Origin of the sequence: Azospirillum formosense (assembly GCF_013340925.1) — a bacterium.
Classification (GTDB): domain Bacteria; phylum Pseudomonadota; class Alphaproteobacteria; order Azospirillales; family Azospirillaceae; genus Azospirillum; species Azospirillum formosense.
Genome location: NZ_WHOR01000162.1, coordinates 1 through 13,052 on the forward strand (window position 1 = coordinate 1; position 13,052 = coordinate 13,052).

Sequence of the window (13,052 nt, forward strand, 5' to 3'; positions counted from 1 at the left end):
GGACCCCCCCGAGTCTCACACAGGGTGGTGCGTCGGCGGCGTCATATGTGTATAAGGGACGGCGCCGCGGTCAGTTCGCGTAGTAGCGGCGGTAGCCGTGGTAGCGCCCGCTGTCCGGGAACTCGTATTGGGCGTGGCGGCGGATATCGACCTGGGAGAACAGGACGCCGACGACCTCGCCGCCCGCCTCGACGATCTCCTTCAGCCCGGCCATGGCGGTCTCCCGCTTGGTCTTGCCCCAATGCACGATGAAGACCGTCTGGTCGGCCAGCGCCGCCAGCAGCTTGCCCTCCGACACCGCCAGCACCGGCGGGCTGTCCAGGATCACCCGGTCGTATTCCAGCGCCAGCCGCGAGATGAGCTGGTGCATCCGGCTGGAGCCCAGCATGTCCTGCGGCAGCGCGGAGCCGCGGCCCGACGCGATGAAATGCAGGCCGGTGCGCGGGTCGGTCTGGATCACCTCGTTCGGCGCGCATTCGCCGGACAGCACCTCGTAAAGGCCGTGCCGGTTCTCCAGCCCCAGCATCGGGTGCAGCCCCTTGCGGCGCATGTCGCAGTCCAGGATGATCGTCTTCTGGCCGGCGTTGGCGCAGATGCGGGCGAAGGCCGCGGCGATCGAACTCTTGCCCTCGCCGGGGACGGAGGAGCTGAACAGGATCACCCGCTGGTGACCGTCCGGGTTGGCGAGCAGCAGCGTGGTGCGCAGGTTCTGCATCGCCTCGGCGAAGGCCGACATCGGCTTGTCGATGGCGTAGGCGGCGGGCGAGGTGCCGCGGCGCCGCCGTCCGATGGCCGGGACGATGCCCAGCGAGCGCACGCCGGTCGCCGATTCGAACTGGTGCGGGCTGCGGAAGCCGCGCTCCGACTGCTCGCGCAGCATCGCCAGCAGAACGCCCAGCGTGGCCGAGGCGATCAGGGCCAGCAGAACGATCATCTTCTTGTTGGGCTGCGACGGGTTCAGGGGGATCGCCGCCTCCGACACGATGCGGGCGTCGGGCTGCTGGATCTCGGTCTGGCCGGCGATCTCCTGGAAGCGGGTCAGCATGGCCTCGTACATGGTCTGCGAGGTCTCGGCGTCGCGCTCCAGCGTGCGCAGGGTCACGTTGGATTCCTGCTGCTGGTTGCGCTGGGCCTGGAGCTGGTCGAGGTTGGCCTTCAGGGCGGCCTCGCGTCCCCGCTCGACCTCCACCTCGTTGCTCAGGTTCTGGACGATGCGGCCCACGTCGGCCTTGATCTGGCCCTGCAGGTCGCGCAGCTCGCTCTGCAGCGCGGTCAGCGTCGGGTGGCGGGCGCCGTACTTGTTGGCGGCGTCGGCGATCTTGCGCTGAAGCTCGACCTCCTGCTGGCGCAGCGCCTGGATCAGGGGGGACCCCAGCACATCGCCGATGGCCGACACGCCGCGCGGGCTCTGCGCCAGGGTGGTCACCTCGCGCAGCTTGGCCTCCGCCTCCTGCCGCTTGGTGCGGGCCAGGACGTAGCTGGTGTTCAGCTCGGCCAGCTGCTGGGCGATCAGGGTGGTTTCGCCGTTGGCGTTGGTCAGGCCGCTTTCGGCGCGGTACTTCTCCGCCGCCTCGCCGGTCGTCTTGGCCTCGCGGCGCAGCTCGGTGATGCGCTCCTCCAGCCAGGCCGTGGCGCGCTTGGCCGCCTTGAACTTCTCGTCAAGCTGGTCGACGAGGTACATCTCGCCGATGGTGTTGGCGATGAGCGAGGCCTTGCGCGGGTCCTCGCTGTCGAAATCCACGGCGATGACGTAGGACCGGCCCTGCGGGCGCACCGCCAGATTTTCGATGAAGCTGTTGACGACCGAGGTCCTTTCGTTGGCCGTCTTCTCCTCCGGGCTCAGCGTGATCTCGGGGCGGTCGCCGCGGGCGCTGTTCCACCAGGAGTCGGGCACCCAGTTCTTCGGGTTCAGGTAATAGAACCAGTTGGTCTGCTCGGGCCGCAGCGCCGCGTTGAACTCCGGGTCGTTCATCAGGCCGAGCTTGTCGACCACCTTCTCGGCGAAGGCGGGGGATTTCAGGATCGCCACCTCGCTCTGCAGGGCGCCGAGCTCCGTCGAGAGGCCGGAGACGACCTCCTGGTAGTTCATCACCTGGTTCTTGCGGTGCTCCACCATGATCAGGGTCTGGGCGGTGTAGAGCGGCGTCATGCGCAGGGCGACGAGACCCGCGATGCCCGTCCCCAGCACGATCACCGTCCCGATCAGCAGCTTGTGGCGCAGCAGCATGCCGGTGGTGCGGCGCACCGCGCTGGCCGCCGCGGTGGACAGGTCGAACGAGACCGGTGCCGAAACCGGTGCCGCCTGCCGCCGCTGGGGTTGATCCTGAATGTCCTGGGTGGCCAAAGCGGGTTCCTCCTCGCATGCCGAACGGCACCCCGTTCGGGGCGTTACGATTGCCTAGAACGCCATCGACCGTCCGGCCGTTTCATGCTGCCCGGAGGGCATATGGTGGGGAAGACACGCTCATTGGGTACCCTCCCCGGAGACACCATTGGATGGGCCGGTCCTTTGGGTGGACCGGGGAAGCCCCTTCGCGGATAATGGTCATGGTCGATCGAAGGGGACCGGGCATGCTGCCGCAAGATGTTGAAAAGGCTGGCGACGCCTGGGTGGGCGCGTTCCCAGCGCTGTCGGTTCTGGAGCCGGACGCACAGGCCCTTTTGCGCGCGCAGGGGGCGCGGATGGCGGTGCCGCGCGGCACGGTGCTGTTCCGCATCGGCAGCCTGTGCCACAATTTTCTCATGCTCCTGGACGGAACGGTGCGGGTCCAGATGACCGCCGAGACCGGGCGGGAGATCGTTCTCTACCGCGTCGGGGCGGGCGAAACCTGCATCCTGACCACCGCCTGCCTGATGACGCGCGCCGACTACAGCGCCGAGGGGGTGGCGGAAACCGACCTGGAGGCCATCGCGCTCGGGGCCGCGGCCTTCCATGAACTGCTGGCGCGCTCCGCGGTGTTCCGTGACGTCGTCTTCGCCTCCTTCGGCACGCGGCTGCTCGGCATGATGATGCTGGTCGAGGAGGTGGCCTTCGGGCGCATCGACCTGCGGCTGGCCCGCTTCCTGGTCGATCACCGCGATGCCCGCGGCGGGCTGGACACCACCCACCAGACGCTGGCCGTCGAATTGGGCACGGCGCGCGAGGTGGTCAGCCGCCAGTTGAAGGAGTTCGAGCGGCGCGGCTTCGTGGAGCTGTCGCGCGGGCGCGTCGGGGTGTGCGATCCTGACGCGCTGCTGGCGCTGGAGCGCACGGACGGCGTGTGACGGAGTCACAGACCGGCGGACGGAAAGGGGCTTGGATGGGCGCACCAACCGCCCACACCAATCCTTAAGGTGCAACCATGCCCGTCAACGTCGGCACCATCGACCGCGCGCTGCGCGCCATCGTCGGCCTCGTCCTGATCGCCCTCGTCTTCGTCGGCCCGCAGACCCCCTGGGGCTGGATCGGCCTCGTCCCGCTGCTGACCGCGGTGGTCGGCTTCTGCCCGGCCTACACCCTGTTCGGCGTGCGGAGCTGCCCGATCAGGAAGTGAATTCCGTGGGAGGGGGCGTGGCCCGGATATGGCCACGCCCCCTCCGCCCATGCCGGTCCTTATGAACCGACCAGTGCGGCAATTGCTTGGAAAACCCTCAGATTGACCGCGGTATCGAAGGCTGGGGACCGTGCCATCCCGATGATTCCCTGATAATCCTTGATGTCGGAGGTCAACTTCCCGGGGAGGTCCGGTGCCGTCCGAACATCGGCGATCTGCGATATGCAAAGAATGTAAGCGAAGTTGAGATTGGCTTCGTGGGTGTAAATATCAGCGCCTTCGGCGCATTCGACCTGGATCAGCGGCCGATAAAGGGCTTCAAAAAGAAAAATCCGGCCTTTTGTTCTTCTGAAGTTCCAAAGGGCAAGTATGTTTTTTAGAGAAAAATGGGACTTCAGGCGAAAAATTTCACTGTTCACGGTTTTTGAAATTCTTAAAGATGTCTTTTTGACTTCAGGGCTGTTGATCCCTAGCGTCATGTGAATGGGGTTCGGGCGCCGCTCAGCCATGTAGAATTCATATTTTGTTTTGAATGCACCGAAGACAGCGTTTATCAATAACTCTGGATCGGCGTCAGTTTGTGATGACGTCATGAATATGCATTCGTAAAACTGTAGGTTTTGCAGAGCCGGTCCGAACGACCAGGCGCTTTCAGATTTGGTTCTTTTTGGATTTCACAACAGTTTCCGCGCTTTGACGGTTCAAGGCGTCCTGAAAGCTCCGGATTCCGGCCTCGATCTCGTCCTCCGACGGAATGCGATAACCTTGCCGGGCGGCCCTGGTTGCCAGCCGGTCCATGATGGATTGCTTCAGCGCGTTCACCCCATCCTTCACCAGCGCGAAACCGATCCAGGACGGCGGCGGGTTGGGCTGCGTCAAAGATGGTCCCAGCGGCTTCCCGAAGGCGCCGCCTTTCTGCGAGGCGGCTGGCTGGGTGGTTGCGGCTCGTGCCGGAAAAGGCATCGGTCCTGTCCCGAAATTTCAGCGTATCCCATAACCCTAATGCAGAGCCGGTCCGACTCTCAAGCAAATTAAATTACATACATTTGCCTTTTGCTCTGCGGCAATGGGGATGTCAGTCGGCTCCTTTGTGCCGTCACTAGAAGAATAAGACGATGGGCGATGAGGGATAGTGAATATGTGAATATTCGCCGGAGAAACTACGACCGGTTGCCTATCCAAAGGGCTTGGTTGTCTTTGCGGCATCAAAGGTTGCCGACCGATGGGCCGGAGAATGGGGATGCGCATCCCGCATGCAAGAACGCCCCCTCACCGGTGTGGTGAGGGGGCGTTCTTTACGGTCCTGCGATCGCCATCACCCCCGCGGGGCGTGCTTGTTCAGGATGCGCTGCAGGGTGCGGCGGTGCATCTTCAGCCGGCGGGCGGTTTCGGAGACGTTGCGGTCGCACTGCTCGAACACGCGCTGGATGTGCTCCCACCGCACGCGGTCGGCGGACATGGGGTTTTCCGGCGGGGAGGGCAGCGGGCGGCCGTCGGCCAGAAGGGCGGATTCGACGGCGTCGGCGTCCGCCGGCTTCGGCAGGTAATCCACCGCGCCGGCCTTCACCGCGGCGACCGCCGTGGCGATGTTGCCGTAGCCGGTCAGCATGACGATGCGGGCGTCGGGGCGGGCGTCGCGCAGGGTCTTGACCACGTCCAGGCCGCTGCCGTCGGCCAGCCGAAGGTCGACCACCGCGAAGGCCGGGGCCGATTCCTGGGCGACGTCGATGCCGAGCTGCACGCTGTCCACGGCGACCACGTTGAAACCGCGCTTTTCCATGGCGCGCGCGAGGCGGGTTCGGAAAGGCGCGTCGTCGTCGACGATGAGGAGGCTGCGGGTAACGTCACCCGTGAACGTCAGCTTGGCGGTTTCGCCCGTTGGACTCTCGTCCGTGGTCATCGCGCTATCCACCACTAGTCCTCTGGTTCTAAGACACCACGGTCCCAACGTACGACAACTCGCGCGCCGCCGCTACGGTTATTGCTAAAGGCTACAAGGGCGCCTGTTTTCTCTAGCAGCGTTTGTGCAATAAAGATTCCCAGCCCCATATGTCCCGACCGCTCGCTTCTCGCGGACAGATAGGGCTCGCCGATGCGGCTCAGCAGATGGGCGGGGTAGCCCGGCCCGTCGTCCATCACCACCACCGTCGCCGACCGGGCGTCCCAGGAGGCGGCGACCGTCACCCGCCCGCCGGCGAACTGGTGGGCGTTCTGGATGAAGTTGCCCAGGCCATGGATGATCTCCGGGCTGCGGCGGACGATCGGTTCCTCCCCGACGGAGCCGTCGCTGCGCTCGACCGTGAACTGGATGTGGCCCAGCCGGTGCGGCGCGCCCGCCGCCTCCACCAAAGCGGTCAGGGGCAGCCGCTCGAACGGGTCGCCGCCGTCGGCCTCCGGCTTGCGGGCCAGCTCCGCCAGGATCTCGCGGCAGCGCATCACCTGGCTTTGCAGAAGCGCCACGTCCTCGGTGTAGGGGCTGTCCGGCGGCATGTCGTGCAGCAACTCCTTCGCCACCACCGCGATGGTGCCGAGCGGAGACCCCAGCTCGTGCGCGGCGGCGGCGGCCAGCGCGCCCAGCGAGGACAGCCGCTGCTCGCGCGCCAGCGCCACCTGCGAGGCCGACAGGGCGTTGGCGAAGCGCCGCGCCTCCTCGGCCACGCGGAAGACGTAGCCGCTGATGAAGCCGGCCGACACCGACAGCGACAGCCAGATGCCGAAGGCGTAGAGCGGGGCGACCGAGGGCATCGGCTCCGGCCAGGGCAGCGGGAAGTGCCACAGCGCCAGCACGGTCAGGCAGACGAGGTTGAGCCCGGTCAGCAGCACCACGCTGTAGCGCGACAGGATCGCCGCGGCCACCGTCATCGGGGCCAGCAGCAGGATGGCGAAGGGGTTGGCGAGGCCGCCGGTCAGATAGAGCAGCAGCGTGAGCTGCAGCATGTCGTAGCCGAGATAGAGCGCGGCGTCGCGGTCGGCCAGCCGCAGCCGCCCGCCGCGTTGGGCCATCGCCACGAGGTTCAGCAGGACCGACGCGCCGATGGCCGCCAGCACCGGCCCCAGCGGCAGCGGGAAGCCCATGACGAGCTGCACCGTCGCCACGGTGGCGAGCTGCCCGATCACGGCGATCCAGCGGATCAGGATCAGGGTGCGCAGCGTGACGCGCCCGTCCAGGTTGGTCCACTGCGCCGGGCCCGGCCGGCCGGCGTGCGTCATGGCGTGGCGAAGGGAGGCGGCGGCGGTTGCGGGCATGAACGGACTTTCCGGCAGAGCCGCTCTTCCCGCGGCGTCACATCGAATGGCTCGGGTGCTGTTTTGCCACTCTGGCGTTTGCGCGCCAAGCGGCCATATTCTCCGCCTATGGATCAATGCGCAAAACAGCACGCCATCCGGGTCGAGACCCTGACCAAACGCTACGGCACCGCCCGGTCCGGCGAGGTCACCGCCGTGGACGGCATCTCCTTCACCGTCGCGGTGGGGGCGGTCACCGGGCTTCTCGGCGGCAACGGGGCCGGCAAGACGACGACCATCTCCATGCTGCTCGGTCTGCTGCTGCCGACCTCCGGCACGGTGGAGGTGCTGGGGGTGGACATGGTGCGCCACCGCCACGCGGCGCTGCCCCGCATGAACTTCTCGTCGCCCTATGTGGAGCTGCCGCACCGGCTGACCGTGCGGGAGAACCTGACCGTCTACGGCCATCTCTACGGCCTGAAGGGGGTGAAGCGGCGGGTCGAGGAACTGGCCGAGCATCTGGAACTGACCCGTTTCCTGGAGCGCCCCTCCGGCGGGCTGTCGGCGGGGCAGAAGACGCGGGTGGCGCTGGCCAAGGCGCTGCTCAACCGGCCGGAGCTTCTGCTGCTGGACGAGCCGACCGCCTCGCTCGACCCCGACACGGCGGACTGGATCCGCACCTATCTGGAGCGCTACCGCCTGGAGTCCGGGGCCACCATCCTGCTCGCCTCCCACAACATGCTGGAGGTGGAGCGGATGTGCGACGACGTGCTGATGATGCGCCAGGGGCGGATCGTCGACCGCGGGTCGCCGTCGGGGCTGCTGGCGCGCTATGGCCGGACCTCGCTGGAGGACGTGTTCCTCGACATCGCCCGCGACCGCACCAATGGGGAAGACGCCAGCCGGGAGGCCGCCGATGCCGCCGAGTGACGCCGCCGTCCTGGGCCTTGCCAACCCCGCCTTCTCGCTGCGCCGGGTCGGGGCGATGGTGCTGCGCTACTGGTATCTGCTGCGCGGCTCCTGGCCGCGCTTCCTGGAACTGGCCTACTGGCCGACCATGCAGATGATCCTGTGGGGCTACATCAACCAGTTCATGGCCTCCTCCAGCGCCTGGGTGGCGCAGGGGGCGGGGGTGCTGGTCAGCGCCGTGCTGCTGTGGGACGTGCTGTTCCGCGGGCAGCTCGGCGTGTCGGTGTCCTTCCTGGAGGAGATGTGGTCGCGCAACCTGGGCCATCTCTTCGTCAGCCCGCTGCGCCCCGGCGAATGGGTGGCGGCGCTGTTCGGGATGAGCCTGATCCGCACGATCATCGGCGTCGTCCCGGCGGCGCTGCTGGCGATCCCGCTGTTCGGCTATTCGCTGTTCGACCTGGGGCTGCCGCTGGCCGGCTTCTTCGCCAACCTGATCGTCTTCGGCTGGTCGCTGGGGCTGGTCATCGTGGCGCTGATCCTGCGCTACGGCATGGGCGCGGAAGGGCTGGCCTGGATCGTCGTCTTCATGCTGGCCCCGGTCAGCGCCGTCTACTACCCGGTCAGCGTCCTGCCGGGCTGGCTGCAATGGGTGGCCCTGTCGCTGCCCTCCGCCCACGTCTTCGAGGGGATGCGCGCCATCCTGTTCGACGGCACCATGCGCTGGGACCATCTGGCCTGGGCGGTGGGCTTGAACGCGCTGTTCATGGGGCTGTGCAGCGCCGCCTTCCTCTATTCCTTCCATCAGGCGCGGGTGCGCGGGGCGCTGCTGCAGACCGGGGAATGACAAAAAGCGCTGGCCCTCGCCAGCACCGGCCCGCCGTGGTAGCGTCCCGGCCTCTTCGGACCGACAGCCAGAGCGCCGCCATGACTCCCGTTTCCCCCGCCGCCCCGGTCACCCTCGCCGAGATCGCCGCCGCCCTGGGCGCGGTGCTGGAGGGCGACGGCACCCTGCGAATTTCCCGTGCCGTCCACCCGTCGGAGGCCGAGGGGCCGGAGGATCTGGCGCTCGCCATGGAAAAGGGCCTGACGGAGCTGCTGGCCGACGGCCGGGCCGTCGCCGCCGTGATCGCGGAGGGGGCGGAGGTGCCGGCCAACCTCAAGGGCTGGATCATCGTCAAGCGTCCGCGCTTCGCCATGGCCGGGCTGACCACGGTCTTCGAGAAGCCGGTCCACACCGAGCCGGGGGTCCATCCCGCCGCCTTCGTGGCGCCGGAGGCCATCCTGGGCGCGGGCGTGTCGGTCGGTCCCTTCGCCTATGTCGGGCCGAAGGCGGTGCTGGGCGAGGGCGTGATCGTCATGACCCACGCCACGGTCGGGGCGGAGGCGGTGATCGGCAAGGGCTGCCTGCTGCACCCCGGCGCCCGCATCGGCGAGCGGGTGGTGATGGGCGAGCGCTGCATCATCCACCCCAACGCCGCGGTCGGCAACGACGGATTCAGCTTCGTGACGCCGGAACCGGGCAGCGTCGAATCGGCCAAGGCGACGGGCCGGGTGGTCGGCACCAACGTGCTGATCCACAGGGTGAACTCCATCGGCACGGTGATCCTGGGCGACGACGTGGAGGTCGGGGCGAACGCGACCATCGACCGCGGCACCATCACGGCGACCCGCATCGGCTCCGGCACCAAGATCGACAACCTCGTGCAGATCGGCCACAACGTGCAGATCGGGACCAACTGCATGCTGTGCGGCCATGTCGGCATCGCCGGCAGCACGACCATCGGCGACCGCGTGGTGCTGGCCGGCAAGGTCGGCGTGGCGGACCATGTGAAGATCGGCAACGACGCGGTGGTGGCGGCGAATTCCGGCGTGGGGACGGACATCCCGGCGAAGGCCGTCTACATGGGTTACCCGGCGGTGCCGCGCGAGCGCGCCTTCGACCAGTACAAGGGGCTGGCCCGGCTGAAGCGGATGCACGCCGACCTGAGCGACCTGAAGAAGCGGGTCGGGGCGCTGGATGGCGGTGGGAAGCCGGTGACCGAGGAGACGTGAGAGGGACGGGGGACCGATTGCCCCCTCCCTGACCCTCCCCCGCTTCGCAGGGGAGGGAGTCATCTCCCGCGAAACTCTTTCCCTCCCCTGCGAAGCGGGGGAGGGAATGGTGGGGGCAAGACGTTGCCCCAATCATGCTCCTACTGGAACGCGATCTTCGCGTGATCGCCCGGCTTCGGCGGCTCGCCGGTGATCTTCGCCTTCACATAGCCGTAGGCGTAGACCATCGCGCTCGACGGGCTGTCCCAATATTCGGCCTGATCGACGCTGACCTTCAGCAGCGCGAGATCGGGGTCGTCCACCCCCTGCGGGAACCAGGTGGACAGGATGTCCCGCCACAGGAAGCGGATCTTGTCGCGGTCGCGCACCGTCTCCGCCACACCGGACACCGACACGTAATCCTGCTTGTCGGGATCGGCGTAGGACAGGTTGACGCGCCAGTGCGTCTTCAGTTCATGGACCTTCGGCGAATCGGCCCGCGTAAAGAACCACAAGGTTCCATCGTCGAATCCCGCGTGCGGCAGGGTGGCCATCGGGCGGGAGTGCAAAATGCCGTTCTCGTCCAGCGTCGTCATCATGCAGATGCGGACGCCCTTGATCATGCCCCAGAGCTTCTCGGCGGCCTCGCGATCGTCAGCGCTTCTTGCCATGGTCTGCCCCTCTATTGGTAGCCCAACGGAGTCCGGTCAACGCCCGCTGCCCGGAAAGGTTCCGAGCGCGTTCAGGGCCGCGACCGACCACGAACCACCTTCGTCGCTGCCATAATGATCGATCCGCGACAGTGAGAGCGGCGCCACCGCCAGCCGCAGCGCCGCCTGAGGCGTCAGGTCCAGGGCGAGCGCCAGCGCCGCGCGGATCGATCCGCCATGGATCACCGCCACGATGTCGCATCCTGCGTAAAGGTCGGTCAGCCGGGCGACGGCGCCGGCCACCCGCTCCATCACCGCCGCGAAGCTCTCGCCGTCCGGCGGGGCCTCGGCCGCGGGATCGCTCCAGAAGCGGCGGGCCTCCTCGGGGTGCAGCTCCGCCACGGCGTCGTGGGACAGCCCTTCCCAGCGGCCGAAATCCTGCTCGGCCAGTGCCCGCTCGACCAGCGCCCGCTCGACCAGCGCCATGTCGCTGCCGGGCAGGCGCAGCGCCGCCGCCGTCTGCCGGGTGCGGCGCAGATGCGAGGTCACCCAGACCGCCTGCGCGGGCAGCCGCGCCGCCAACGCCGCCAGCGCGTCGGAATCGCCGGTGTCGGCGGCGGGATCGCTCCGTCCGTAGATCACGTTTCCCGGATTCGGGACGGGGGCGTGGCGGATGAGCCACCAGCGAGTGTTTTTCATGCAACAGTCGCGGCCAGGGTGAGCAGAACGGCGGCCTCCGCCACCTGCTGGGCGGCGCCGAACACGTCGCCGGTGTGGCCGCCGATCTGCCGCCGTGCCTGCCACGCCACTGCCGCAACCGCCAGGAACGCGGCAAGAATCGCTGTGAGTGCCAGCCCCTTCAGAGCCGCCACGGCCACGGCCAGCGCCAGCACGAACGACAGGGCCACCGTGCCGGGCGACGGGCGTCCCTGCCGGGCGGCGAGGCCGTCGGCGCGGGCCGGGTCCATGAATCGGGCGATCACCGCCATGCCGCCGCGCGACAGGGCGCCCGAGGCGAGCAGGGCGGCGATGACGATGCGCGGTTCGGCCAGCGCCGCCAGCGCCGAGGCGCGGACGGCGACCGAGAAGGTGATGGCGAGCACGCCGTAGCTGCCGACCCGGCTGTCCCGCATGATCTCCAGCTTGCGGGCCTTGTCGCGCCCGCCGCCGAAGCCGTCGGCGACGTCGGCCGCCCCGTCCTCGTGCAGGGCGCCGGTCAGCCAGACCATGGTGCCCAGCGCCAGCAGCGCCGCCGGCAACGGCGGCAGATGGGCCAGTGCTGCCAGCCCGTAGACGGCGCCGCCGGACAGCCCGACTCCGGCGCCCACCAGGGGGAACCAACCCATGGCGCGGGCGTGGGCGTCCCCGGCCGGCGGGCCGGACAGGCGCAGCGGCAGCCGTGTCAGGAAGACGACGGCCAGCGCCAAATCGGCGATCCAGCGGGAGCGGGGCGGAGCGGGCGAATCCTCAAGCATGGCGCTTCGGAGTACGGCAACCCTGGGCCCATCGCAACGGATAACAGACAGGACGAGAGGCGCTTTGACAGCGGGTTGGGAATGGTCCAAGGTCGCGCCGCTTTTTTCATCGCTTTCCGATCACATCCTCTGCCGTCAGCGCCAGGACCCTTCGCCATGAGCAACACGCAGCCCGCCATCACCTTCGAGGAAATCCGCGCGCTGGTGCGCAACCTGCCGGGGCCGGACCTCGACGCCGGCACGGCGGCCCTCCAGCGCGAACGGCAGCTCACCAAGCCGGCGGGCGCGCTCGGCCGGCTGGAGGAGATCGCCCAGTGGATGGCGACGTGGCAGGGCCAGCACCCGGCGGAGGTGCGCCGCCCGCGCGTCGCCGTCTTCGCCGGCAACCACGGCGTCGCCGCCCGCGGCGTCTCGGCCTACCCGGCGGCGGTGACCGCCCAGATGGTCCAGAACTTCCAGAACGGCGGCGCCGCCGTGAACCAGCTCTGCGAGGTGGCCGACGCCGACCTGCGCGTCTACGAGCTGGACCTGGACACCCCCACCGCCGACTTCACCGAAGGCCCGGCGATGGGCGAGGAGGACTGCTGTCAGGCGATGGCCTACGGCATGATGGCCGTCGAGACGGGCGTCCAGCTTCTGGCGCTCGGCGAGATGGGCATCGGCAACTCCACCGCGGCGGCGGCGCTCTGCCACGCGCTGTTCGGCGGCGAGGCCAAGGATTGGACGGGCCGCGGCACCGGGGTGGACGACGAGGGGATGGCCCGCAAGGTCGCCGCCGTCGAGGCCGGTCTGGCCGCCAACCCGCAGGCCAAGGACGACCCGTTCGAGGCGCTGCGCTGCTTCGGCGGCTATGAGCTGGCGGCCATCGCCGGCGCCATCCTGGCCGCCCGCATGGCGCGGGTCCCGGTGCTGCTCGACGGCTACGCCTGCACGGCGGCGGCGGCGGTGCTGTTCAAGGCCGACCGCCGGGCGCTCGACCATTGCATGGTCGCCCACCGCTCGGTCGAGCCGGGCCACGACCATCTGCTGGCGGCCATTGGCAAGGAGCCGCTGCTCGATCTGGGGATGCGTCTGGGCGAGGGCTCGGGCGCGGCGCTGGCCATCAACATCGTGAAGTCGGCCTGCGCCTGCCACGCCGGCATGGCGACCTTCGCCGATGCGGGCGTCAGCACCCGCGGGGTGTGAGTCGCACTTGCCCCCACCCTAACCCCTGTCTCTTATAACCATCC

The 13,052-nt window shown here is 68.3% G+C and carries 14 protein-coding genes; 6 read left to right on the forward strand and 8 right to left on the reverse strand.

The features are described from left to right. Window positions 1-70: 70 nt before the first annotated feature. A complete protein-coding gene (locus GBZ26_RS19190) occupies window positions 71-2,344 on the reverse strand; it encodes a GumC family protein (RefSeq protein ID WP_174440218.1) in 2,274 nt (757 codons plus the stop codon). A gap of 227 nt (window positions 2,345-2,571) precedes the next feature. Between GBZ26_RS19190 and GBZ26_RS19195 the strand changes: the two genes are divergently transcribed. Further along, complete coding sequence (locus GBZ26_RS19195; protein ID WP_174440219.1) at window positions 2,572-3,264, forward strand: Crp/Fnr family transcriptional regulator; 693 nt, start codon at window positions 2,572-2,574, stop codon at window positions 3,262-3,264. 77 nt (window positions 3,265-3,341) lie between these two features. Continuing rightward, window positions 3,342-3,533, forward strand: coding sequence for a YgaP family membrane protein (locus GBZ26_RS19200; protein WP_137115098.1), 192 nt, complete (start codon window positions 3,342-3,344; stop codon window positions 3,531-3,533). Between the two features lie 59 nt (window positions 3,534-3,592). On the opposite strand, the gene GBZ26_RS19205 is transcribed toward GBZ26_RS19200, so the two are convergent. The 4 genes from GBZ26_RS19205 to GBZ26_RS19220 form a co-directional block, all read right to left on the reverse strand. Beyond that, the gene (locus GBZ26_RS19205; protein ID WP_174440220.1) at window positions 3,593-4,126 is read right to left on the reverse strand and encodes a hypothetical protein; all 534 of its coding nucleotides are present in this window, start codon (window positions 4,124-4,126) and stop codon (window positions 3,593-3,595) included. A gap of 58 nt (window positions 4,127-4,184) precedes the next feature. Beyond that, window positions 4,185-4,496 carry a hypothetical protein gene (locus GBZ26_RS19210; RefSeq protein WP_174440221.1) on the reverse strand — a complete coding sequence of 104 codons (312 nt, stop codon included), beginning with the start codon at window positions 4,494-4,496 and terminating at the stop codon, window positions 4,185-4,187. A 352-nt stretch (window positions 4,497-4,848) separates the two neighbouring features. After that, complete coding sequence (locus GBZ26_RS19215; RefSeq protein ID WP_014239303.1) at window positions 4,849-5,433, reverse strand: ActR/PrrA/RegA family redox response regulator transcription factor; 585 nt, start codon at window positions 5,431-5,433, stop codon at window positions 4,849-4,851. Window positions 5,434-5,447: 14 nt separating this feature from the next. After that, window positions 5,448-6,779, reverse strand: a complete 1,332-nt coding sequence (locus GBZ26_RS19220; RefSeq protein WP_246653536.1) for an ActS/PrrB/RegB family redox-sensitive histidine kinase — start codon at window positions 6,777-6,779, stop codon at window positions 5,448-5,450. Window positions 6,780-6,887: 108 nt separating this feature from the next. On the opposite strand from GBZ26_RS19220, the gene GBZ26_RS19225 reads away from it, so the two are divergent. The 3 genes from GBZ26_RS19225 (at window position 6,888) to GBZ26_RS19235 (ending at window position 9,719) form a co-directional block, all read left to right on the forward strand. Beyond that, window positions 6,888-7,688 carry an ABC transporter ATP-binding protein gene (locus tag GBZ26_RS19225; protein ID WP_174440222.1) on the forward strand — a complete coding sequence of 267 codons (801 nt, stop codon included), beginning with the start codon at window positions 6,888-6,890 and terminating at the stop codon, window positions 7,686-7,688. Continuing rightward, window positions 7,675-8,511: an ABC transporter permease gene (locus GBZ26_RS19230; RefSeq protein WP_174440223.1), complete on the forward strand. Its 837-nt coding sequence runs from the start codon at window positions 7,675-7,677 to the stop codon at window positions 8,509-8,511. The genes GBZ26_RS19225 and GBZ26_RS19230 overlap by 14 nt, the downstream gene beginning before the upstream one ends. Window positions 8,512-8,591: 80 nt before the next feature. After that, window positions 8,592-9,719, forward strand: a complete 1,128-nt coding sequence (locus GBZ26_RS19235) for a UDP-3-O-(3-hydroxymyristoyl)glucosamine N-acyltransferase (RefSeq protein ID WP_174440224.1) — start codon at window positions 8,592-8,594, stop codon at window positions 9,717-9,719. 140 nt (window positions 9,720-9,859) lie between these two features. On the opposite strand, the gene GBZ26_RS19240 is transcribed toward GBZ26_RS19235, so the two are convergent. From GBZ26_RS19240 to cobS, 3 genes are read right to left on the reverse strand one after another with little or no spacing between them, the layout of a single operon-like run. Further along, the gene (locus tag GBZ26_RS19240; RefSeq protein WP_014239309.1) at window positions 9,860-10,369 is read right to left on the reverse strand and encodes a pyridoxamine 5'-phosphate oxidase family protein; all 510 of its coding nucleotides are present in this window, start codon (window positions 10,367-10,369) and stop codon (window positions 9,860-9,862) included. A gap of 36 nt (window positions 10,370-10,405) precedes the next feature. Continuing rightward, window positions 10,406-11,047: a histidine phosphatase family protein gene (locus GBZ26_RS19245; RefSeq protein ID WP_174440225.1), complete on the reverse strand. Its 642-nt coding sequence runs from the start codon at window positions 11,045-11,047 to the stop codon at window positions 10,406-10,408. Beyond that, window positions 11,044-11,823 (reverse strand): adenosylcobinamide-GDP ribazoletransferase, encoded by a 780-nt coding sequence (cobS, locus tag GBZ26_RS19250; protein WP_174440226.1) that lies wholly within the window; start codon window positions 11,821-11,823, stop codon window positions 11,044-11,046. Before cobS ends, GBZ26_RS19245 begins: the two co-directional genes overlap by 4 nt. Before the next feature lie 156 nt (window positions 11,824-11,979). On the opposite strand from cobS, the gene cobT reads away from it, so the two are divergent. Further along, window positions 11,980-13,008, forward strand: a complete 1,029-nt coding sequence (gene cobT / locus GBZ26_RS19255; protein ID WP_174440227.1) for a nicotinate-nucleotide--dimethylbenzimidazole phosphoribosyltransferase — start codon at window positions 11,980-11,982, stop codon at window positions 13,006-13,008. Window positions 13,009-13,052 lie beyond the last annotated feature (44 nt).